Source organism: Actinoallomurus liliacearum (assembly GCF_039542035.1).
Classification (GTDB): domain Bacteria; phylum Actinomycetota; class Actinomycetes; order Streptosporangiales; family Streptosporangiaceae; genus Actinoallomurus; species Actinoallomurus liliacearum.
Genome location: NZ_BAABHJ010000011.1, coordinates 116,087 through 136,261, shown reverse-complemented (window position 1 = coordinate 136,261; position 20,175 = coordinate 116,087). Strand labels below are relative to the sequence as shown.

Here is a 20,175-nt window from a genome sequence, read left to right as displayed (position 1 = left end):
TCAAAGCCCGACACAAGATCGACCTCAGCCGAACGCCAAGATCTACCGGACAGGCCCTAGGACTCATCCGCCTGAGCGGGTACGGGGCACTGCGACTCGCTCGCGGCGACCGCCTCGCGGCGTTCCGGATGTGCAACGCGGCCGTGCTGCTCGACGTTCTCGTCGGGCAGGTCTTCAAGTTCACGATCAACCAGTTCGCGGCGCTGTCCGGCCTCGCCGTGGACCTCCTCATCGCCTGGATCATCGCGACGGAGTTGCGCGGGCTCAGGGCTCCTCGGCCGTCTGGCACCGATCTAGGAGTTCCCGCGCGCGGCTGAGTTCCGCGGCGACCTCAGGAGTGCTCGCAGTGGACGCCGCAGCGTCCAGCAGACGCGCCACGGCGCTACCTTCGACCCAATGTTCCAGCGTGGCGTACCACGCAGCGTCGGTGAAACCGCCGAACCAGAGATCCGCGACGAGCCATGCCAGATGACGCGCGGCCGCCTCATCTTCGCGCGTCTCCCAGTGAGCGAGATACGGCCCCATGGGCACGCTCAGCTCTCCATTGGATTCCAAGAAGGAGAACGCGGTGAACTCGCGGGGAAACTCGCTCAGCATCGTCGGCCACCAGGCGCCGAGGAACATCTCGATGGCGGCACACTCGTCATCCGGCCAGGTCCGCCACAGCAAGGCGACCTTGCTCAGGAAGATCGACGCGACGGCCCCTTCGAGGACCTCATCATCGGCGATCAGCTCCAGGACACGGGGCAGGAAGTGCTTGAGCTCCGCCTCGTCGCCCCAGGTGGACAAGGCTCGCCACATCAGAGGGTGGAGGTCGTCCGCGCTGAGCAGGCGCAGCGGTCTCGCCCGCGTCGCCGCGACCATGGAAGGGGTCACGCAATGCTCGCAGTAGTCGAGCTCGGCGGGGAGCGGATAGCGCGCGAAGGTGGAGTAGAGCCGTTCGGCGGCCTCGTCCAGATCCGGGAATCCGATCACGCCGGACGACGATACGGCCTGTCGGCCTCCGCGGTCGGCTTTCGCGCGAGGGCGAGCCGGTAGCGCGGGCTGCCGTCGTCGCGCCGACCCAGGGGCGCCAGGGGAACCGTCGTGACGGTGAATCCGGCTGCCGTCAGGTCGTCGCGGAGCGCGTGCGGCGGGCAGGTGCGGTAGTACATGACGAACGGGGGACGCCACACGGCGTTCCGGACCCGCATGGCCAGGTCGAATCCCAGCAGCGCCCAGTACCAGCCCGACGTGATGGGCGGCGGCGCGCCGATGGGGAAGGCGAAGAGCCCACCGGGCCGCAGCGCGCGGTACACCCCGGCGAACAGCGCGGGCCGGTCGGCGGGCAGGAAGTGCCCGAGCGCTCCGAAGCTGACCGCCACGTCGAAGGCCTCGGCGAAGGGCAGGGCCCGGACATCGGCCCGTACCCACTCGGCGGCCGGGTGCGCTGCGCGCGCCTGCGCGAGCATGCCGGCGCTGAGGTCGACACCCGTGATCCGTCCCTGGCAGACGGCCTCGAGGGTCCGCATGCCCGCACCGGTGCCGCAGCACACGTCCAGCCCCTCGCCGAACGGCCCGAGCGGACGCAGAGCGTCGGCGGTCGCGTCGAGAACGCTGTCAGGGGTACGAAACGGCGTGTGGTCGAACTTCGGAGCCAGCAGGTCGTAGCCGTGTTCGACCGAGGACAGCGCCTGGATCGCCAGTTCACGTAGAGATGGGCCTTGTGGCGAGAACACCGGCCAAGGGTAAGCCGGACCGATCGCTCAGCAAAGCGCCTGCGGTGGTGGTCTGTAGGCGTATGCACCTTTTCAAGGCGCGGTTACCGAGCATTCGGTACGCCGTGGTCGCCGCCGCCTCGAGACGCCACGGCCGGGCGGGCCGGTCGAGGGCCGCGGCTCGCAGATCGCGACCGCTCCGAGGCCGGGCGGGCTGATCGAGGTCGGCGGCCGCGTCCGCCCGGCAGGGGGTGCGGCGTAACGCGATGCCTCCGCCGTGAGGTTGCCGCCGCCGTTGTCACCGTGCCGCCGGTGTTGACGGGGCGATGACCGAGTTTGCCGGGTCTGCGAGGTCAATACCGACGTCATAGTGGCTGATCGATCCGGCGGGATGACACGAGGACGCGGTGGAGGCTTGCGCTGCCGCCTTCCGATTGGAGGACCGCCTCCGGTGACTTGTGAACCGCGCCAGAGCGGGCGCCGCGCGGCCTTACGGGTGGGATCGACGGCCGTTGCCTCTCGTGACAGGTCCTGGTGGGCGGGTCAGCGGCCGGGGGTGGGGGACCACAGGCCGGTGGCGGTGCCATCCTCGACGTGTCTGCGGTACGTCGCGACCTTGTCGTGGATGACCTCCAGGCTGGCGGTCAGCTCGGCGATCCTGGCCTGGACGGTGCGTTCGTGCTCCTCCAGGAGGGCCAGCCGATCTCGCTCGTTGCCGGGACCGGACCGTACGAGCTCGGCGAACCGCTTCATCGTCGCGATCGACATGCCGGAGTCGCGGAACCGGTTGCACAGCAGCAGCCACTCGACGTCGGCGGGATCGTAGACCCGCTGCCCGCCCGCCGACCGGCGGATCGGGCCGAGGAAGAGGTCCTCGCGCTCGAAGAACCGCAGGGCGTGCACGCTGAGCCCGGTCCGCTCCGCGACCTGCCCGATGGACAGGCCGCCCGCATTCCTTGTCACGGCGTCGAGCGTACAGCTTGACCTAGAGAGAACTCTAGGTTTTAGCGTCCTGAGCCATGACAGCGAAGCAGCAGAAGATCGGCAGTGGTTTCGGCGCGCACAGCACGGCGGAGGAGGTCCTGGCCGGCATCGACCTGTCGGGCCGGACGGCCCTGGTGACCGGCGGGTACTCCGGCCTCGGGCTGGAGGCCACGCGAGCGCTCAGCGGGGCGGGCGCGCAGGTGATCGTCCCCGCCCGGCGGCGGGCCACGGCGGAGGAGGCCCTGCGCGGCATCCCCCGCACGGAGGTCCACGAACTCGACCTGGCCGACCTGGAGCGCGTCCGGGTGTTCGCCGAGTCGATCCTGGAGACCGGCCGCACGCTCGACCTCGTCATCGACAACGCCGGGATCATGGCCTGCCCGGAGACTCGGGTCGGGCCCGGCTGGGAGGCGCACTTCGCGACCAACCACCTCGGGCACTTCGCCCTGGTCAACCGGCTTCGCCCGGCGCTGGCCCCGGGCCGGGCCCGGGTCGTCTCGGTGGCCTCCTCGGGGCACTTCCTGTCCGGCATCCGCTGGGACGACGTCCACTTCCGTGCGGGCTACGACCGGTGGCTCGCGTACGCACAGTCGAAGACCGCGAACGCCCTGTTCGCCGTGCATCTCGACGCGCTTGGGGCGGGCGACGGGCTGCGGGCGTTCGCGGTGCACCCGGGCAGCATCCTCACTCCGCTCCAGCGGCACATCCCGCACGAGGAGCAGGTCGCCCAGGGGTGGATCGACCCGGAGGGGCGGCCGTCGGAGGGCTTCAAGACCCCCGAGCAGGGCGCGGCGACGGCCGTGTGGGCGGCCACGTCGCCGCTGCTCGACGCCCACGGCGGGGCGTACTGCCAGGACTGCGACATCGCCGAGCCCGCCACCACGGACGACATGCTCATCGGCGGCGTCAAGCCCTGGGCGGTGGACCCGGACGAGGCCGCGCGGCTCTGGACGCTGTCCGGCGAGCTCACCGGGGTGGACGCGTTCGCCTGACGGCAAGGGCGAGAGCTGCCGAAAAAGCTGAAGTGACCGTCTCGTCCATCGGCGGGTCGGCCGGGGCCGACGCCCTGGCGGGCCCGCCGGTGGGCGGCGAGTGCGAGCTGCGGCTGAAAGGACCGTGAAAGCGCCTTGGCCTCGCCCATCGGCCGGATTAGCCTTCGTCGACCCATCGGGAAAGCGCTTTCCCGATTGTCCCCGCGAACGAAGGAGAACGCCGATGGGACGCCCCAGAAGCAGGCCGAGGCGCAGCGGAGCGATCGCGCTCGCCGTCGCGGCCGGAACGGTGATCGCCGGAGGCGCGCAGCTGCCCCGGCACGACGCGGTCGCGGCGACCGCCCGGCAGGTGGAGAAGCTGAACCGCGGCGTGGTCAGCGTGCGGTCCGGCAGCGGGAACTTCGTCAGCTGGCGGCTGCTCGGCACCGACCCGGCCGGCGTGGCCTTCAACCTCTACCGCGGCTCGACGAAGGTGAACTCCAGCCCGATCACCGACTCGACGAACTACTACGACGGCGGCGCCGCGTCGGGGGCCTCCTACACGGTACGGCCCGTGGTGAACGGGGCCGAGCAGGCGGCGTCGGAGGCGTCGCTGCAGTTCGGCAGCGGCGGCTACCTGGACGTGCCGATCAGCGCGCCGCCCGGCGGGACGACGCCGGACGGCGTCTCGTACACCTACAGCGCCAACGACGCGAGCGTCGGCGACCTCGACGGGGACGGGCAGTACGAGATCGTCCTGAAGTGGGATCCGTCCAACTCCAAGGACAACTCCCAGTCCGGCTACACCGGTGACGTGTACGTCGACGCGTACCGGCTGGGCGGCACCCGGCTGTGGCGGATCGACCTCGGCCGCAACATCCGGGCGGGCGCCCACTACACGCAGTTCCAGATGTACGACTACGACGGCGACGGCAAGGCCGAGGTGGCCATGAAGACCGCCGACGGCACGAAGGACGGCACCGGGAAGGTCATCGGCAGCTCTTCGGCCGACTACCGCAACTCCAGCGGGTACGTCCTGTCCGGCCCGGAGTACCTCACGATGTTCAACGGGCAGACCGGCGCGGCGATGCAGACGGTCGACTACGTCCCGGCGCGCGGCACCGTGTCGAGCTGGGGTGACGGCTACGGCAACCGGGTCGACCGGTTCCTCGCGGGCACGGCGTACGTCGACGGGCAGCGGCCGAGCCTGATCGAGGCGCGCGGCTACTACACCCGTACGGTGATCAGCGCGTGGGACTGGCGGAACGGCGCCTTCACCCGCCGCTGGACCTTCGACACCAACAGCTCCACCAACACCGGCAAGGGCTACGACGGCCAGGGGAACCACCAGCTCTCGGTGGCCGACGTGGACGGCGACGGCAAGGACGAGATCGTGTACGGCGCGATGTGCGTCGACGACAACGGCGCCGGGCTGTGGACCACGAAGAACGGCCACGGCGACGCCATGCACGTCGGCGACCTGGACCCGAGCCGTCCGGGGCTGGAGGAGTTCAAGGTCGACGAGGACTCGTCCAAGCCCGGCTCCTGGTTCGCCGACGCCCGCACCGGCCAGGTCATCTGGCAGACCACCCCCAACGGGGACAACGGCCGCGGGGTCTCCGACGACGTCTGGGCGGGCAGTGCCGGGGCGGAGTCGTGGTCCGCGGCGGCCGACGGCCTGCGCGACACCCACGGCAACGTGGTCGGCCGCAAGCCGTCCTCGACGAACTTCGTCGTCTGGTGGGACGCCGACCCCGTACGGGAGCTGCTCGACGGCACGCACATCGACAAGTACGGCACCAGCTCCGACACGCGCCTGCTCACCGGCTCCGGGGTGGCGTCGAACAACGGCACGAAGTCCACGCCGGCGCTGTCGGGCGACATCCTCGGCGACTGGCGCGAGGAGGTGATCTGGCGGACCTCGGACAGCACCGCGCTGCGGATCTACACGACGACGGCGGTGACCGACCGCCGGATCGTCACGCTGATGCACGACACGCAGTACCGGACGGCCATCGCCTGGCAGAACACCGCGTACAACCAGCCGCCGCACCCGAGCTTCTTCATCGGGAACGGCATGGCCGAGCCCGCCCGGCCGAACGTCTACACCCCCTGACCCCGAACACGCCGGAACGGCCGTGGCGGGGGCTCCCGCCACGGCCGTTCTCATGGCGTACGCGTCAGACCTTGCCGACGCCCGCGCCGGCGGTGACGGTGCCCTTCACCGTCGAGGCGGACTCGGCCGAGTAGGAGTAGGGGATGCTCGCGACGCTGGAGGCGTTGCGGGTGGTGACGCTGCCCGAGTTCGCGAGGTAGTTGTCGCTCGCCTTGAGGTTCCCGTCGGGGGAGTCACCGGTCTGGATGACCGTGGGGGTCTTGACGCCGTCGAAGTAGTTCTTCTCGACGAAGACCCCGGCGTTGCAGGTGGAGGCGACACCGTAGCTGGTGACGGCGCCGTAGTAGTTGTTGAAGACGTGCACCGGGTTGCCGAAGCGGACCCGCGGGTGCCGCTGGGTCGTGCCGTCGAACCAGTTGTGCACGTAGGTCACCCGCAGGTGGCCGAGGTCCTCGGACGAGTTGTCGTCGGAGTGGCCGAGCAGTGCGGTCTTGTCGTGGTCGTGGAAGTGGTTCCACGACACGGTCGCGTAGTCGGACGCGCGCTTGATGTCGACGAGCCCGTCGTAGGCGTTGGACAGGTCGTTGTGGTCGATCCACACGTCCGTGGAGTACTGCACGTTGATGGCGTCGTCGGCCGAGCCCGTGAACGTGAGGTTCCGGATGATCACGTTCTTGGCGTTGGTGACGTTGAGCCCGTAGCCGGTGATCTTCCCCGCGGTGCCGACGCCGATGATCGTCTTGTTGGACGTCACCTTCGTCATCGACGACAGGGAGATCGAGGCGTTGACCTTGATGATGTAGGAGCCGCTGCGCGAGGCGTAGTCGGTCAGCTGCGACGCGGTGGTCACGGTGACGGTCGTGCCGCCCGCGCCGCCGGTCGTCCCGCCGTTCAGGCTCGCGAAGCCGACGGGGCTGGACTCGTACGCGGCGGCGGCTGCCGGGGCGGCCGTCCTGGCGGTCGCGCCGGTGCCGGTCAGCGCGCCGGCCCCGACGGCGAGACCGAGGACCGCGACCGCGCTCAGGGGACGCAGGGGGAGCCGCCGGGTCCGGGCCGTGCTGTGCGTGTCGTTCCCCATGGGGAACCTCCTCCAGGGGTGGGTGGTGCGGTGGGAGCGGTGCGGAAAAGGTTTTCCTCCCGCAGAGTCGCGCCGTCCGGGGAGAGGCGTCAACGCGCCACCGCGACCCCGTCCGCGCGGGCGCGGCTCTGGCGGCGTGTTCGCCCTCGTCCCACCAGCGCGAACCCGTGACGGCTCCTTGACAAGCTCCTGACAGAAGCCGTGAAAGTTTCATTTCGGGGGCCATCCCGCTTCGGCGGAATGGTTCGTGGTCTGGGATGGTTGTTGGCGCTAAGGGCCGGTCGTCCCCTTTCGGGGGTGGCCGGTCTCGTGCTGCCGGGCGAAGGGACATGGATGTGACGACCACGAATCCCCGCAGAACGGCCCAGGGGGTGGGCCTACGATCGGAGCGGGGACCCGTGCTGGTCGCGCTCATGCTCAGCACCGGACTCGTCGCGCTGGACAGCACGATCATCGCCACGGCGGTGCCGTCCGTGGTCCACGACCTCGGCGGCTTCACCCAGTTCCCGTGGCTGTTCTCGATCTACCTGCTGACTCAGGCGGTCAGCGTGCCGCTGTACGGGAAGCTGGCCGACGTGTTCGGCCGCAAGCCGATCATGTTCTTCGGCATCGGAGCGTTCCTGCTCGGCTCGGTCCTGTGCGGGGCCGCCTGGAGCATGCTCAGCCTCGTTATCTTCCGCGCCGTCCAGGGCATCGGCGCCGGCGCCGTCCAGCCGATGAGCATGACCATGGTCGGCGACATGTACACCGTCGAGGAGCGCGCCCGGGTCCAGGGCTACCTCGCCAGTGTCTGGGGCATGTCCGCCGTCGTCGGGCCGACCCTCGGCGGCGTGTTCTCCGACTACCTGTCCTGGCGGTGGATCTTCTTCATCAACCTGCCGCTGGGCGCCTTCGCCGCGTACATGCTCGCGCGCCGCTTCACCGAGTCGGTCGTACGGCGCTCGCACCGCCTGGACTACACCGGCGCCGTCCTGCTCACCATCGGCTGCTCCCTGGTCATCCTCGGCCTGCTGGAAGGCGGGGTCGCCTGGGGCTGGGCCTCGGCGCCCAGCATTCTGATCTTCGCGGTCGGACTGGCCGCCCTGGTGGCCTTCTGCCTGGTCGAACGGCGGGTGGCCGAGCCGATCCTGCCGCTGTGGGTCTTCCGTCACCGCGTCCTGGTCGGCGCGACCCTGACGTCCGTGGTGGTGGGCGCGGTGACGATCGGGCTGAGCTCGTACGTGCCGACGTACGCCGAGGGCGTGCTGGGCACCAGCGCCCTGGTGGCGGGGTTCGCGCTCGCGGCGCTCACGGTCGGCTGGCCGATCGCCGCCTCCCAGGCCGGGCGCATCTACCTGCGCATCGGGTTCCGCGACACCGCGCTGATCGGCAGCGGCGTCGCGGTGGCCGGAACGCTGCTGTGCCTTCCGCTCGGCGTGTCCGCGAAGGTCTGGGAGGTCGCGGCCGCGTGCTTCGTGATCGGCGTGGGCCTCGGCTTCACGGCGAGCCCGACGCTGGTCGCCGTGCAGTCGGTCGTGGGGTGGGAGCACCGTGGCGTCGTCACGGGGAACAACATGTTCGGCCGGTCGCTCGGCAGCGCGGTCGGCGCCGCGGTGTTCGGCGCGATCGCCAACGGCACGCTCGCGCACCGCTTCGCCCACCCGCCGGCCGCGCTCGCCGGCCGGCTCGGCCGGAACGTCGACGCCACCAGCGTCGTCTCGGCGGGCCGGGGCAAGGATCCGGCGGTCGCGGCCTTCGTCCGGAACTCACTGAACCACGCGAGCCACAACGTGTTCCTCACGCTGGCCGCGCTGGCGATCCTCGGCGTGGCGGCCGTCGCCCTGATGCCGCGCCGGGCCGAGACGCTCGACCTCGGCTGAACCCCTGCCCGGTCGGCCGTGTTCGGCCGAGACGCCGGACCTCGGCCGCCCGGTCGGCCGCACTCGGCCGGGGCGTCGGATCCCGGCCGGACCACCGGCGGCGTACGGCCGAGGGACCCGGGGCGCCACCGGGACCCTCGGCGAGGACCGTTCTCCGTCAGGCCGCCTTCGGCGGGATGCGCCGGGTGACGTCGGCGCGCAGAGCGGTCAGGTCGACCCCGGCGTCGGTGAGGAGGCGGACGGCCAGGCCGTGGTCCTCGCGGAGCAGGCCGAGCAGCATGTGCCCGCTGCCGATGTAGTTGTGCCCGAGGGCGAGGGCCTCTCGCAGCGCGAACTCGAGGATCTTCTTGGCCCTCTTGGTCAAGGGGATGTGTCCCCTTCTCACCTCGCGGTGGTGGCATCCTCTCGGGTTGAGCGCGCCGGGGCCGAAGCTGGCCTCGGTCGCCTCGCGGACCTGGTCCAGGTCGATGCCGATCGTCGCCAGCGCCTCCGGGTCGAGCCCGTTGTCCGGCGGCCCCGTGAGCAGGGTCATCCGTCGGTCGATGTCGGATCCGGTGACGCCCTGGGCCGTCAGGGCCTGCGCCGCCGGACCGTGGCCTTCGTCCAGGAAGGCCAGCAGCAGGTGCTCGGTGCCGATGAACGGATGGCGCCGGCGCCGGGCCTCCTCCTGGGCCAGCTTCACCACCTGGCGGGCCTCGTCGGTGAACCGTTCGAACATCCCTACCGCTCCTTTCCGAGGATCCGCCGGCCGCCGCCGTACTTCTTGTGGACCGCCTGCCGGCTGACGCCGAGGCAGACGGCGATCTCCTGCCAGGACCATCCCTGGTCGCGCGCGTTCTCGACCTGCAGCCCCTCGAGGCGTTCGGCGAGTTCGCGCAGTGCGCGCACCGCCCGCAACCCGATCGCCGGGTCACGGCTGCCCGCCGCCTGGGCGAGCTGGACTCCGTCGTTCATGGCGTCAACATAGGTTGACATCGAGAGGGCTGTCAACCCAAGTTGACGCGCTACTGGGAGGTGAAGTGAGTCGGGCGCATCACCAGGACGACGCGTCGGTCCGCGTCCCCGACCGGCGGGTCGTAGGGCAGCCCGTAGCGGCCGGCGAGGACGTCGAAGAACGCGCCCTCGGGGTCGGCCTCGACGCTCTCGATCAGGCCGCGCACCTCCAGATAGCGGTACGGCTGGTCGGGGTCGTTGACGGAGATCGCCGCGGACGGATCGCGGCGGACGTTGCGGTACTTCTGGCGGTCGGTAGTCGTCGTGAAACGCAGGAACTCGCCGTCCCAGATGACCCAGACCGGGGTCACCTGCGGCCGGCCGCCGGGGCCGACCGTGGCGAGGTGCGCGAACAGCGGGCGCTCGAGCAGGTCGCGGTGGCTGTCGGGGATGAGGGTCTGTGCGGTCATCGGAGGTCTCCTGTGAGGTCTCGGGCGAGCCGGTCGGCCGCCAGGCGGCCGATCCGGCGGAGGGCGGCCGGCCGGTCGAGCAGGGTGCGCAGGCCGCCGGTCGCGGCGTCGCACTGATGCGGGGCCGGCCCGGCGGACACCGCCCGCGAGCGGGTCGACGCGACGAACGCCGGCAGCGTCGCCGGATCTTCGAGAAGGGCCACCGTGGGTCTCCAATCGGTTCGGTACGGCCCGCAACTTATCAAGACCTTGATGATTGTCAACCTTGGTATGGATGAACGGGCCTGTACGATCCGGTCATGGGCATGCCGCTGGACGAACGCCTCGGACTGGACCTCAAGCGGGTGGAGCAGGAGCTCATGGCGGCCAAGCACGCCGCCGTGAAGGTGGCCGGGCTGACCGTGCCGCAGTACGCCGTGCTCTACGCGCTCGCCGGCAATCCCGGGATGTCGGGCGCGGCCCTCGCCCGTGCCTGCCTGGTCACTCCGCAGGCGATGACGGGCGTGCTGAAGAATCTCGAGGACCGGGGGCTCGTCGAGCGCGCCCGCCATCCCTGGCACCGGAACGTGCTGGAGACCCGCATCACCGAAGAGGGGCGGGCGGCATTGGAGAAGGCCGACGCGCGGGCCTCGGCGATCGAGCGGCGCGTCTTCGAGGAGTTCAGCGCCGAGGAGCGCGACCTCCTCCGCGCCCTGCTGGCCCGGTTCGCCAAGGCCGTCCAGGCGGAGGCGGCCGAGCAGTGAGCCGCTATCGCGGGCCGGTGGCGTCGAAGGAGGCCTGCGCGGCGAGGATGTCCTGGGCGTGGTCGCGGATCCAGCCGGACAGGCCTTCCAAGGGCTCGGTGATGCCCTTGCCCAGCGTCGTCAGGCCGTAGGTCACCTTCGGTGGTGTGGATGGCTCTACCGTGCGGGACACCAGGCCGTCCCTCAGCAGCATGCGCAGCGTCTGGGACAGCATCTTCTCGCTGATCCCCTCGATCTTGTCGCGCAGCTCGGAGAAGCGCAGGTCCCGCTCGCGCATGGCGGTGAGGATGAGGACGCCCCACCGGCTGGTGACGTCGTCGAGCACCATGCGGGCCGGGCACTCCCTGTGAAACGTGTCACTCACGCCGTCTCGCCACCGTCCCGTCCTACGAACCGTCTCTGAGGTAGGGAAGCGAGAAGGCGGCACGGCGGAGCTCGCCCAGGCCGACGTCCGCGATCCGGAGCAGGTCGCCGCCCTCATCCGAAGCCGCGACACCCTCGACGCGCTCGTCTGCAACGCCAACATCACGCCGCCGTTCGCGCCGCTGGACGTCATGACCTGGGAGGACTTCATCGGCAAGGTGGACGGCGAGATGGCCGCCGTCTTCCACCTGACCAAGCGGGTCCTGGAGGTGATGCGCGGGCGGCGGAGCGGGCGGATCGTCTACGTCTCCAGCCTCAGCGCTGAGCTCACGCGCCCCGGCGCGATCGCGCACGCCACCGCCAAGGCGGCGCTCGACACCTTCGCGCGGCACGTCGCCGCGGAGGCCGGGCCGTACGGGATCGGGGTGAACGTCGTCGCGCCCGGCGCGGTGCGTACGGACGCCACGGCCGACACGATGACGCCGGAGGTGGAGAAGGCGCGCGCCGAGCGCTCGGTGCTGCACCGGATGCTCGAGCCCGAGGACGTGGCGAAGGTGATCGCCGCGGCGGTGGGGGGAGACTTCCAGGCGACGACCGGCATCCGCATCCCCGTCGACGGCGGTTCCCGCGTGCTCTCCGCTCCCTGAGCCTGTTCTCTGACCGCGTCCCGAGCGCAGGCGGCCGAAACGAGTGACCGAATGAGATTCGACTCACGCTTCCCGTGATCTTCCATTGCGCCACCGTCGTTGGACATACTCGACGCACGGCTCACGGTGACGGAGGGACGGGATGACGGTTCTCACCAGCGCGCTGGACACCGCCGGGCCGGACTATGCCGCCCGGCGGGCGGCGATGCTGGCCAGACTGGCGGAGCTGGACGCCGAGCACGCCAAGGCGGTCGCGGGCGGCGGGCCCAAGTACGTCGAGCGGCACCGCAAGCGCGGCAAGCTGCTGGCCCGCGAGCGGATCGAGCTGCTCCTCGACCCGGACTCACCGTTCCTGGAGCTGTCGCCGCTGGCCGCCTGGGGCACGGACTTCACGGTGGGGGCCAGCGTGGTCACCGGCATCGGCGTCGTCGAGGGCGTCGAGTGCCTGATCTCCGCCAGCGACCCGACCGTACGGGGCGGCTCCAGCAACCCGTGGACGATGCGCAAGTCGTTCCGCGCCGCGGAGATCGCGTTGCGGAACCGCCTGCCCGTGATCAACCTGGTCGAGTCCGGCGGCGCGGACCTGCCGACCCAGAAAGAGATCTTCATCCCCGGCGGCCGTACGTTCCGGGACCTGACCCGGCTGTCCGCCGCCGGGATCCCGACGATCGCGCTGGTCTTCGGCAACTCCACGGCGGGCGGCGCGTACCTGCCCGGCATGAGCGACTACGTGGTCATGGTCAAGGACCGGGCCAAGGTCTTCCTCGGCGGGCCGCCGCTGGTCAAGATGGCCACCGGCGAGGAGTCCGACGACGAGAGCCTCGGCGGCGCCGAGATGCACGCCCGCACCAGCGGCCTGGCCGACTACATGGCCGCCGACGAGTACGACGCGCTGCGCATCGGCCGCCGCATCGTCGCCCGGCTGAACTGGCGCAAGCAGGGCCGCGAGCCGCTGTCCGTACGCCCGCCCGCGTACGACGAGGACGAGCTGCTCGGCGTCGTCCCCGAGGACCTCAAGATCCCGTTCGATCCGCGTGAGGTGATCGCCCGGATCGTCGACGGCTCCGACTTCGACGAGTTCAAGCCGCTGTACGGCGACAGCCTGATCACCGGCTGGGCGGTGCTGCACGGCTATCCGATCGGGATCCTCGCCAACGCGCGCGGCGTGCTGTTCAGCGCGGAGGCGCAGAAGGCCGCGCAGTTCATCCAGCTGGCGAACCAGAGCGGCACGCCGCTGCTGTTCCTGCAGAACACCACCGGCTACATGGTCGGCGCGGAGTACGAGCAGGGCGGCATCATCAAACACGGCGCCATGATGATCAACGCGGTGTCCAACAGCCGCGTCCCGCACCTGACCGTGGTGCTGGGCGCGTCGTACGGCGCGGGCAACTACGGCATGTGCGGCCGGGCGTACGACCCGCGCTTCCTGTTCACCTGGCCGAGCGCCAAGTCGGCGGTGATGGGCCCGGCGCAGCTCGCCGGCGTGCTGTCCATTGTCGGCCGCCAGGCCGCCCAGGCCCGCGGCCAGGCGTACGACGAAGAGGCGGACGCCCAGATGCGCGCGCTGGTCGAGCAGCAGATCGAGGCCGAGTCGCTGCCGTTCTTCCTGTCCGGGCGGCTGTACGACGACGGCGTCATCGACCCGCGCGACACCCGTACCGTCCTCGGCCTCTGCCTGTCCGCGATCAACAGTGCCCCCGTCGCCGAGGCCCCGGAGGGCTTCGGTGTCTTCAGGATGTAGGCGATGATCTCTCGACTGCTCGTCGCGAACCGTGGCGAGATCGCCCGCCGGGTCTTCCGCACCTGCCGCGATCTCGGCATCAGCACGGTCGCCGTGTTCTCCGACCCCGACGCGTCCCTCCCGCACGCCGGCGAGGCCGACCTGGCCGTGCGCCTGCCGGGCGCCGCTCCCGCCGAGACGTACCTCGACCAGGAGGCGATCGTCGCGGCGGCCAAGGCCTCCGGGGCGGACGCGGTGCACCCCGGCTACGGCTTCCTGTCGGAGAACGCCGCGTTCGCCGAGGCGGTCATCGCCGCCGGGCTCACCTGGGTCGGGCCGCCGCCGGCGGCGATCGCCGCGATGGGCTCCAAGATCGCGGCCAAGCGGCTGATGCGGGACGCGGGCGTACCCGTCCTCCCGGAGCCGGACCCCGCGACGGTGACCGAGTTCCCCGTGCTGGTCAAGGCGTCGGCGGGCGGCGGCGGCCGGGGCATGCGGATCGTCCGTACCGCCGAGGAACTGCCCGGCGCGATTGAGTCCGCGCAGCGGGAGGCGGCGTCGGCGTTCGGCGACCCGACGGTCTTCTGCGAACCGCTGCTGACCGGCGCCCGGCACATCGAGGTGCAGGTGCTCGCGGACTCTCACGGCACGGTCTGGACGCTGGGGGAGCGGGAGTGCTCCATCCAGCGGCGGCACCAGAAGGTGATCGAGGAGGCCCCGTCCCCAGCGGTGGACGCCGCGCTGCGGGCGCGCCTGTCGGAGGCCGCGGCCGCTGCCGCGCGCGCGATCGGGTACACCGGCGCGGGCACCGTGGAGTTCATGCTCGCCCCCGACGGCGGGTTCTTCTTCCTCGAGGTCAACACCCGGTTGCAGGTCGAGCACCCGGTCACCGAGTGCGTGTACGGCGTGGACCTGGTCGCGCTGCAGCTCGAGGTCGCCGAGGGCGGCGCGCTGGGCGACCCGCCGCGGCCGCGCGGCCACGCGATCGAGGCGCGGCTGTACGCCGAGGACCCCTCCGAGGGCTACCGGCCGCACAGCGGCCCGCTGCCCGCCTTCGAGATCCCGGGCGTGGACGCGGAGTTCGCCGTCCCTCCCGCGCACGGGCTGCGGCTGGACGCCGGCGTCGTCTCCGGCAGCGTCGTCTCGACGCACTACGACCCGATGCTCGCCAAGGTCATCGCCTACGGCCCCACCCGCGCCGCGGCGATCCGCCGCCTCACCGCCGCCCTGGCCGGGGCCAGGATCCACGGGCTCGTCACCAACCGCGACCAGCTCGTCGCCACGCTGCGCCACGACGCCTTCCGCACGGGCGACACGGACACCGGCTTCCTCGACCGGCACCCGGCGACCGCGCCGCTCGCCGACGAGGAGGCCGTACGCCTGTCGGCGCTCGCCGCCGCCCTCGCCCACGCCGCCGCGGGCCGCCTCGCCGCGCCCGTCCTGCGCGACCTGCCCGCCGGCTGGCGCAACGTCCCCTCCCAGCCGCAACGCACCCTCTTCGAGGAGGCGGAGGTCGCCTACCGGCTCACCCGCGACGGCCTGGCCGCCGAGGGCCACCCGGACGTCGCGCTGGTGTCCGCCGGGCCTGACGCGGTGGTCCTCGACCGCGGCGGCGTACGGCTCCGGTTCGCCGTCGCCTGGTACGACCGGGCCGTGCACGTCGAGTCCGTCCTCGGGCCCGTGACGCTCACGCCTGTGGAGCGGCTGCCCGACCCCGCCGAGCAGGTCGCCCCCGGCACGCTCCTCGCCCCCATGCCCGGCTCGGTCGTACGCGTCGCGGTGCGCGAGGGCGACACCGTCGAGCGCGGCCAGCCGGTGCTGTGGCTGGAGGCGATGAAGATGGAGCACCAGATCCTCGCCCCGGCCGCCGGGGTGGTCACGGCCCTGCACGCCGAGGTCGGCCGCCAGGTCGAGACCGGCGCCGTCCTCGCCGTGGTGACGGCGGGAGACTAGGGCGGCGCCGGCACTCGTTCGGGGTCAGGAGCCGGTGAGGCGGGCGCGGAGGGCGGCGGCGCCGGACTCGGTGAGCCAGTCGGTGAGGGTGCGCATCCCAGGGTGGATGACGCGCAGTGCCTCGATGTCGGCGTGCCAGCGGTGGCCGGCCTCCCAGCGCTTCTTGGTCTCGGCGATGTGCGGGCCGAGCGCGGCGGCCTCGCCGTCGGTGAGCTGCTCGTACCGGATCGGAACGCCGGTGGCCGCGCTGATGGCGGCGGCGGCCTCGACCGGGGTCGGTTCGTCGCCGGCCAGTTCCAGGGTCCGTCCGGCGAACCGGTTCGGGTCCGCGAGCGCGAGCGCGGCGAACTCGGCGATGTCCTCCAGCGCGATGACCTGCATGGGCTCGTGCGGAGAGAAGAGGTGCCGGTGCACGCCGTCGGAGATGCCCTCGATGCCGAGCCCCCCGACGCCGAGGTAGTTGGTCATGAACCGGACCGGCCGCAGCACGGTGGGCAGCGCGATGTGGTCGCGGAGGTACTCCTCGATCAGCGCCTTCCCCTCCGGGACCCCCGACGCCGAGGCGACGGTGCTGAACACGACCTGCTCGATCCCCGCCGCGGCGGCGGCGTCGATCAGCGCCCGGCCGCGGGCCACTTCGCGATCCGTCTCGGGGCCGGCCGGTCCGAAGGTCACGGGCGGGACGCCGAACACGGCGGCGGCGCCGTCGAACGCGGGCCGCAGGCTCGCCGGATCGTCGAAGTCGCCGCGCACGAGCCGGGCACCCGCGGCGGCCAGTTCGGCGGCGGCGGGTGCGGTCAGGTCACGCACCAGGGCCCGCACCGGCCACCCTCCGGCGAGCAACCGCCGGGCGGTGGCGCCACCCTGCTTACCGGTGGCGCCGGTGACGAGGACGGGGGAGTCGGGATTTATCGGTGTCGCGGTGGTCATGGTGCCCTTTCCGGAGATAATGCGGGATACTGAAGCGATCCGGAATGCTCCCCCCGTTTCAGCGTGTGGACAAGGATTTCGTGACATGACAGCAACGCCGGCGCCGGCATCCGCCGGGCGCGCCGATGCCCGCCGCAACCGAGAGATCGTGCTGCGCACGGCGATGCGCGTGTTCGCCGAGGACGGGCTGGAAGTGTCACTCGGCCGGATCGCGCAGCGCGCCGGGGTCGGCGCCGGGACCGTCTACCGGCACTTCCCGAGCAAGGAGATCCTCATCGAGGCGGTGCTCGCCGGGCACATCGAGGGCCTGGCGGCCGCCGCCGACCGGTGGGCCGCCCGCGCCGCGCCCGGTGACGCGCTGTTCGGGTTCCTGCTCGAAGTGATCGAGAAGTCGGCGGGCCGCCAGCACATCTGCGACGTGCTCACCGCCGACCAGGGCTGGCCGCGCGTCGTGATGGCCGCCGCGGGGCAGCGGTTCCGCAAGGCGCTGGAGCGTCTGCTGCGCGACGCGAAAGAGGCCGGTGCGATACGCGCCGACGTACGGTCCGACGACCTGTCCGCGCTGGCCGTCGGCGGTGCCGCGCTGCGTTCCGCGCACCGGGACCCGGAACGCGGCACACGGCTGGTGCGGCTGCTGCTGGACGGACTGCGTCCCGGGGCGGTCACGAAAGCCGAAGCGTTCCGTGACTCATCCTCCCTGCCGCGTCACGGAACCACCGCCGAGAGGTTCTGCGTGGAATGCGGCGCGCGGCTGCCTGCCCGCGCCACCGGGCGGCCACCCCGCTACTGCGGTCCGACCTGCCGCCAGCGCGCCCACCGGCGCCGTCGCGCCGTCCAGCCACAGGGTTAGGAGCCGCTCCAGGACTCGCGGGCGTCGAGGAACGCGGGCAGGTGCCGCCTGCTCCACTCGCAGCACGCCTCCATCGGCTCCAGGAGCGTGCGCCCGAGCGCGGTCAGCTCGTACTCGGCCCGCCGTGGCATCTCGGCGTACGCGGTGTGCCGGACGAAGCCGTCGCGCTCCATCGCCCGGAGCGACTCGGTGAGGACCTTCGGCGTGATGCCGCGCAGCGGGATCCGCAGCTCGGAGAAGCGGCGCGGGCCGTCCTCCAGACATCGGATGATCCGGGCGGTCCACTTGTCGCCGATCTGGAGCGGCATGACGCCGTCCCGGCACTCGTGGAACATGGCGGGATCGAGAGGCTGAGTCACCCCGGAGGGCCTACGTAACTATCGTTGCGGTAACCATGGGAGCGGCGGATAGCGTCCGCGGCAGCGGCCGGAGATCGCAGCCGGCCATGCCGAACGGAGCATCCCCATGAGCGGAATCGTCATCTTCGGCGCCGGTGGGCGGGCGGGCCGACGCGCGGTCGCCGAGGCCGTCGCACGCGGGCACCGGGTCACCGCCGTCGTCCGCGACCCCGCCGCGCACGCGGACCTCGCCGGTGAGCGGGTGGCCCTGGTCGCCGGCGACGTCACCGACGCCGGCAGCGTCGCGGCGGTCGCCGCCGGACACGACGCGGCGATCAACGCGGCCGTCCGGCTGGACGTGTCATCGGAGGACTTCTACGCGAGCGCGGCGCACGCCCTGCTGGACGGTCTGGCGCGGACGGAGGTCCGCCGGCTCCTGCTGGTCGGCATCGGCACCGTCCTGGAGACCGCGCCCGGCGTCCCGGTGCACGACGCGCCCGGCTTCCCGGCGGAGGGGCGGGCGTTCTCCTTGGGGCACGCCGTCCAGGTGGAGGTGTTCCACGGCGCGGACACCGAGATCGAGGATCCGAAGCACCGGACCCTCGCCGCGATCGCCGCCTGATCGCGGGCGGTGGGCCCCGGTGCCGGCGGACGGCGGCTGCGTAAGATGTGACCGCGCCGATCACGCGGACGCGTGCGGCGCCTGAAACCGTCACTGTATGGGCCGGGACGGATCCTCCTCGGGCCGTGGCCCGGCCACCGGCAGGGGACGCCTCCCGGATGCGTCCGGGGAGGGCCATGGAACCGCTCGTCCGTCTCACCGCCGAGGGCGGCGTCGCGACCGTCACCCTGGACTCGCCGCGGAACCGCAACGCACTGTCGAGCCGGCTCGTCGCCGAGTTGCGCGAGACGCTCACCGCGGTGACCGCGGACGACTCCGTGCGCGTCGTCGTCCTGACGGGCACCGGCCCGGTGTTCTGCGCGGGCGCGGACCTGAAGGAGCAGCGGGCGGGCGGGGCGCCGCCGGACGTCCCGGGCCTGCTGACGCTGATCTGGGAGAGCCCCAAGCCCGTCGTCGCGCGGCTCAACGGACCCGCGCGGGCCGGCGGGCTCGGCCTCGTCACCGCCTGCGACATCGCGGTGGGGCCGGACACCGCGACGTTCGCGTTCAGCGAGGTGCGGCTCGGCGTGGTGCCGGCGATGATCGCGGTGACCTGCCTGCGCCGCATGGAGCCGCGCGCCACCGCCGAGTACTTCCTGACCGGGGAGGTCTTCGACGCCCGGCGCGCGCAGGAGATCGGGCTGCTGAACCGCGCCGTGCGCCCGGAGGAGCTGGACGCGGCCGTCGCCCACTACACCGGGATGCTGCTGCGGGGCGCGCCGGAGGCCCTCGCCGTCGCCAAGCGGCTGCCGCGCATGGTCCCGGGCGCGTCGGTGGCGGAGGACTTCGCTCGGATGGCCGAGCTGTCCGCCGAGCGGTTCGCGTCGGAGGAGGCCCAGGAGGGGATCGCGGCCTTCCTGGAGAAGCGCGATCCGCGGTGGATTCCGTGACCGTGGCGGACGTACGCGCCGCGCCGGCGAGCCGGCGACTGCTCACCGCGGAGATCTGGGTCGTCTTCGCGGTCTCGCTGGGCGCCAGCGGGGTCCAGGCGCTGCTGCAGCTCATCGCCTCGCTCACCGCGCCGAAGGCACTGTCGCACCAGAAGGCGCTGATCGTCGGCTCGTACGCGCCGGGACGGCCCTGGATCGACCTGCTGTTCCAGATGTTCGCCATCGCGAACGCGCTGGCGCCGGTGGCGCTCGTGGCCTACCTGCTGGCCCGCTCGGGCGAGTCCCTGGCGACGATCGGCGTGGACCGGCGGGAGCCGCTGCGGGACACCCTGCGCGGCGCGGTGCTGGCCGCCGTCATCGGCGGGGCCGGGCTGGGGTTCTATCTCGCCGCGTACTACTCCGGGGCCAACCTCGCCGTCGTGCCGGCCCGGCTGCCGGACGTCTGGTGGCGCATTCCGGTGCTGCTGCTGTCCGCCGCGCAGAACGGCGTCCTCGAAGAGGTCATCGTCGCGGGCTACCTGCTGCGCCGGCTCTCCCAGCTGGAGTGGTCGCCGGGGCGCGCCCTGGCGCTCAGCGCGGTGCTGCGCGGGTCGTACCACCTCTACCAGGGGTTCGGCGGGTTCGCCGGCAACGTGATCATGGGCCTGATCTTCGGCCGGCTGTACCAGCGGTGGGGTCGGGCGACGCCGCTGATCGTGGCGCACACGCTGATCGACGCCGTGACGTTCGTGGGGTACACGCTCCTGCACGGGCACGTGGCCTGGCTGCCCTGAGCGCCGGCCCTTTCTTCCTCTTTCATCGATTTTCACGGCCCCTCGTGGGGGCCGCCCGGCGGCGGGGCGGGTAAGCGACCTGCTCGCGAGCGGGGACGAACCCGTGGCGATCATCGCGGTGAAACTCCCCGTTTACACGCTCGATACATTCCTCTTGACAACCCTTTCGCGCGCCTTGGATTGTGGGAGCGCTCCCACA

General features: G+C 71.9%; 23 protein-coding genes. 12 read left to right on the top strand and 11 right to left on the bottom strand.

Going from position 1 to position 20,175, the window contains the following annotated elements; genetic code table 11:
* Nucleotides 1–317 (top strand): hypothetical protein (locus ABD978_RS20520; RefSeq protein WP_345356602.1); only part of this gene is annotated, 317 nt, incomplete at its 5' end.
* Here the strand turns inward: ABD978_RS20520 and ABD978_RS20515 are convergent.
* From ABD978_RS20515 to ABD978_RS20505, 3 genes are all read right to left on the bottom strand, one after another.
* Complete coding sequence (locus ABD978_RS20515) at nt 265–975, bottom strand: hypothetical protein (RefSeq protein ID WP_345356599.1); 711 nt, start codon at nt 973–975, stop codon at nt 265–267. The genes ABD978_RS20520 and ABD978_RS20515 overlap by 53 nt on opposite strands.
* Nucleotides 972–1,718, bottom strand: coding sequence for a class I SAM-dependent methyltransferase (locus tag ABD978_RS20510; protein ID WP_345356596.1), 747 nt, complete (start codon nt 1,716–1,718; stop codon nt 972–974). The genes ABD978_RS20515 and ABD978_RS20510 overlap by 4 nt, the downstream gene beginning before the upstream one ends.
* A gap of 522 nt (nt 1,719–2,240) precedes the next feature.
* Nucleotides 2,241–2,660, bottom strand: coding sequence for a MerR family transcriptional regulator (locus tag ABD978_RS20505; RefSeq protein WP_345356593.1), 420 nt, complete (start codon nt 2,658–2,660; stop codon nt 2,241–2,243).
* 56 nt (nt 2,661–2,716) lie between these two features.
* Between ABD978_RS20505 and ABD978_RS20500 the strand changes: the two genes are divergently transcribed.
* Both ABD978_RS20500 and ABD978_RS20495 read left to right on the top strand, forming a co-directional pair.
* On the top strand, nt 2,717–3,673 hold the full coding sequence (locus tag ABD978_RS20500) for an SDR family NAD(P)-dependent oxidoreductase (RefSeq protein ID WP_345356590.1): 957 nt from the start codon (nt 2,717–2,719) through the stop codon (nt 3,671–3,673).
* A 223-nt stretch (nt 3,674–3,896) separates the two neighbouring features.
* Nucleotides 3,897–5,768 carry a rhamnogalacturonan lyase gene (locus tag ABD978_RS20495; RefSeq protein WP_345356587.1) on the top strand — a complete coding sequence of 624 codons (1,872 nt, stop codon included), beginning with the start codon at nt 3,897–3,899 and terminating at the stop codon, nt 5,766–5,768.
* Nucleotides 5,769–5,832: 64 nt separating this feature from the next.
* Here ABD978_RS20495 and ABD978_RS20490 read toward each other — a convergent pair whose 3' ends face one another.
* Complete coding sequence (locus ABD978_RS20490; RefSeq protein ID WP_345356584.1) at nt 5,833–6,846, bottom strand: pectate lyase family protein; 1,014 nt, start codon at nt 6,844–6,846, stop codon at nt 5,833–5,835.
* Nucleotides 6,847–7,244: 398 nt separating this feature from the next.
* On the opposite strand from ABD978_RS20490, the gene ABD978_RS20485 reads away from it, so the two are divergent.
* Nucleotides 7,245–8,705 (top strand): MDR family MFS transporter, encoded by a 1,461-nt coding sequence (locus tag ABD978_RS20485; RefSeq protein WP_345356581.1) that lies wholly within the window; start codon nt 7,245–7,247, stop codon nt 8,703–8,705.
* A gap of 157 nt (nt 8,706–8,862) precedes the next feature.
* On the opposite strand, the gene ABD978_RS20480 is transcribed toward ABD978_RS20485, so the two are convergent.
* The 4 genes from ABD978_RS20480 to ABD978_RS20465 are packed head-to-tail and all read right to left on the bottom strand — an operon-like array spanning nt 8,863 to nt 10,311.
* The gene (locus ABD978_RS20480; protein WP_345356578.1) at nt 8,863–9,423 is read right to left on the bottom strand and encodes a Clp protease N-terminal domain-containing protein; all 561 of its coding nucleotides are present in this window, start codon (nt 9,421–9,423) and stop codon (nt 8,863–8,865) included.
* 2 nt (nt 9,424–9,425) lie between these two features.
* Nucleotides 9,426–9,659, bottom strand: coding sequence for an RNA polymerase subunit sigma-70 (locus ABD978_RS20475; RefSeq protein ID WP_252783236.1), 234 nt, complete (start codon nt 9,657–9,659; stop codon nt 9,426–9,428).
* 50 nt (nt 9,660–9,709) lie between these two features.
* Nucleotides 9,710–10,108: a PPOX class F420-dependent oxidoreductase gene (locus tag ABD978_RS20470; RefSeq protein WP_345356575.1), complete on the bottom strand. Its 399-nt coding sequence runs from the start codon at nt 10,106–10,108 to the stop codon at nt 9,710–9,712.
* Nucleotides 10,105–10,311: a hypothetical protein gene (locus tag ABD978_RS20465; protein ID WP_345356572.1), complete on the bottom strand. Its 207-nt coding sequence runs from the start codon at nt 10,309–10,311 to the stop codon at nt 10,105–10,107. Before ABD978_RS20465 ends, ABD978_RS20470 begins: the two co-directional genes overlap by 4 nt.
* Before the next feature lie 96 nt (nt 10,312–10,407).
* Between ABD978_RS20465 and ABD978_RS20460 the strand changes: the two genes are divergently transcribed.
* Nucleotides 10,408–10,851, top strand: a complete 444-nt coding sequence (locus tag ABD978_RS20460; RefSeq protein WP_345356569.1) for a MarR family winged helix-turn-helix transcriptional regulator — start codon at nt 10,408–10,410, stop codon at nt 10,849–10,851.
* A gap of 4 nt (nt 10,852–10,855) precedes the next feature.
* Here ABD978_RS20460 and ABD978_RS20455 read toward each other — a convergent pair whose 3' ends face one another.
* Nucleotides 10,856–11,215, bottom strand: a complete 360-nt coding sequence (locus tag ABD978_RS20455; RefSeq protein ID WP_345356566.1) for a winged helix-turn-helix transcriptional regulator — start codon at nt 11,213–11,215, stop codon at nt 10,856–10,858.
* On the opposite strand from ABD978_RS20455, the gene ABD978_RS20450 reads away from it, so the two are divergent.
* From ABD978_RS20450 to ABD978_RS20440, 3 genes are all read left to right on the top strand, one after another.
* On the top strand, nt 11,205–11,861 hold the full coding sequence (locus ABD978_RS20450) for an SDR family oxidoreductase (protein ID WP_345356563.1): 657 nt from the start codon (nt 11,205–11,207) through the stop codon (nt 11,859–11,861). The genes ABD978_RS20455 and ABD978_RS20450 overlap by 11 nt on opposite strands.
* 142 nt (nt 11,862–12,003) lie before the next feature.
* On the top strand, nt 12,004–13,602 hold the full coding sequence (locus ABD978_RS20445; protein WP_345356560.1) for an acyl-CoA carboxylase subunit beta: 1,599 nt from the start codon (nt 12,004–12,006) through the stop codon (nt 13,600–13,602).
* 3 nt (nt 13,603–13,605) lie between these two features.
* Nucleotides 13,606–15,534 (top strand): acetyl/propionyl/methylcrotonyl-CoA carboxylase subunit alpha, encoded by a 1,929-nt coding sequence (locus ABD978_RS20440; RefSeq protein WP_345356557.1) that lies wholly within the window; start codon nt 13,606–13,608, stop codon nt 15,532–15,534.
* A gap of 24 nt (nt 15,535–15,558) precedes the next feature.
* Here ABD978_RS20440 and ABD978_RS20435 read toward each other — a convergent pair whose 3' ends face one another.
* Complete coding sequence (locus tag ABD978_RS20435) at nt 15,559–16,464, bottom strand: NmrA family NAD(P)-binding protein (RefSeq protein WP_345356554.1); 906 nt, start codon at nt 16,462–16,464, stop codon at nt 15,559–15,561.
* A gap of 85 nt (nt 16,465–16,549) precedes the next feature.
* On the opposite strand from ABD978_RS20435, the gene ABD978_RS20430 reads away from it, so the two are divergent.
* Nucleotides 16,550–17,314 (top strand): TetR/AcrR family transcriptional regulator, encoded by a 765-nt coding sequence (locus ABD978_RS20430; protein ID WP_345356551.1) that lies wholly within the window; start codon nt 16,550–16,552, stop codon nt 17,312–17,314.
* Here the strand turns inward: ABD978_RS20430 and ABD978_RS20425 are convergent.
* Complete coding sequence (locus ABD978_RS20425) at nt 17,311–17,673, bottom strand: winged helix-turn-helix transcriptional regulator (protein ID WP_345356548.1); 363 nt, start codon at nt 17,671–17,673, stop codon at nt 17,311–17,313. The genes ABD978_RS20430 and ABD978_RS20425 overlap by 4 nt on opposite strands.
* 106 nt (nt 17,674–17,779) lie before the next feature.
* On the opposite strand from ABD978_RS20425, the gene ABD978_RS20420 reads away from it, so the two are divergent.
* The 3 genes from ABD978_RS20420 to ABD978_RS20410 all read left to right on the top strand — a co-directional run bounded on the left by ABD978_RS20420 (nt 17,780) and on the right by ABD978_RS20410 (nt 19,976).
* Nucleotides 17,780–18,274: an NAD(P)H-binding protein gene (locus tag ABD978_RS20420; protein ID WP_345356545.1), complete on the top strand. Its 495-nt coding sequence runs from the start codon at nt 17,780–17,782 to the stop codon at nt 18,272–18,274.
* A 176-nt stretch (nt 18,275–18,450) separates the two neighbouring features.
* Nucleotides 18,451–19,203, top strand: a complete 753-nt coding sequence (locus tag ABD978_RS20415) for an enoyl-CoA hydratase-related protein (protein WP_345356542.1) — start codon at nt 18,451–18,453, stop codon at nt 19,201–19,203.
* The gene (locus tag ABD978_RS20410; protein ID WP_345356539.1) at nt 19,191–19,976 is read left to right on the top strand and encodes a CPBP family intramembrane glutamic endopeptidase; all 786 of its coding nucleotides are present in this window, start codon (nt 19,191–19,193) and stop codon (nt 19,974–19,976) included. Before ABD978_RS20415 ends, ABD978_RS20410 begins: the two co-directional genes overlap by 13 nt.
* The last annotated feature ends 199 nt before the right edge of the window (nt 19,977–20,175 follow it).

Bases quoted from the DNA above. Each gene is read 5' to 3' on its own strand.
- ABD978_RS20500 (WP_345356590.1), top strand. From the start codon at position 2,717: ATGACAGCGAAGCAGCAGAAGATCGGCAGTGGTTTCGGCGCGCACAGC.
- ABD978_RS20495 (WP_345356587.1), top strand. From the start codon at position 3,897: ATGGGACGCCCCAGAAGCAGGCCGAGGCGCAGCGGAGCGATCGCGCTC.
- ABD978_RS20490 (WP_345356584.1), bottom strand. From the start codon at position 6,846: ATGGGGAACGACACGCACAGCACGGCCCGGACCCGGCGGCTCCCCCTG.
- ABD978_RS20480 (WP_345356578.1), bottom strand. From the start codon at position 9,423: ATGTTCGAACGGTTCACCGACGAGGCCCGCCAGGTGGTGAAGCTGGCC.
- ABD978_RS20475 (WP_252783236.1), bottom strand. From the start codon at position 9,659: ATGAACGACGGAGTCCAGCTCGCCCAGGCGGCGGGCAGCCGTGACCCG.
- ABD978_RS20470 (WP_345356575.1), bottom strand. From the start codon at position 10,108: ATGACCGCACAGACCCTCATCCCCGACAGCCACCGCGACCTGCTCGAG.
- ABD978_RS20460 (WP_345356569.1), top strand. From the start codon at position 10,408: ATGGGCATGCCGCTGGACGAACGCCTCGGACTGGACCTCAAGCGGGTG.
- ABD978_RS20445 (WP_345356560.1), top strand. From the start codon at position 12,004: ATGACGGTTCTCACCAGCGCGCTGGACACCGCCGGGCCGGACTATGCC.
- ABD978_RS20440 (WP_345356557.1), top strand. From the start codon at position 13,606: ATGATCTCTCGACTGCTCGTCGCGAACCGTGGCGAGATCGCCCGCCGG.
- ABD978_RS20435 (WP_345356554.1), bottom strand. From the start codon at position 16,464: ATGACCACCGCGACACCGATAAATCCCGACTCCCCCGTCCTCGTCACC.
- ABD978_RS20430 (WP_345356551.1), top strand. From the start codon at position 16,550: ATGACAGCAACGCCGGCGCCGGCATCCGCCGGGCGCGCCGATGCCCGC.
- ABD978_RS20420 (WP_345356545.1), top strand. From the start codon at position 17,780: ATGAGCGGAATCGTCATCTTCGGCGCCGGTGGGCGGGCGGGCCGACGC.
- ABD978_RS20415 (WP_345356542.1), top strand. From the start codon at position 18,451: ATGGAACCGCTCGTCCGTCTCACCGCCGAGGGCGGCGTCGCGACCGTC.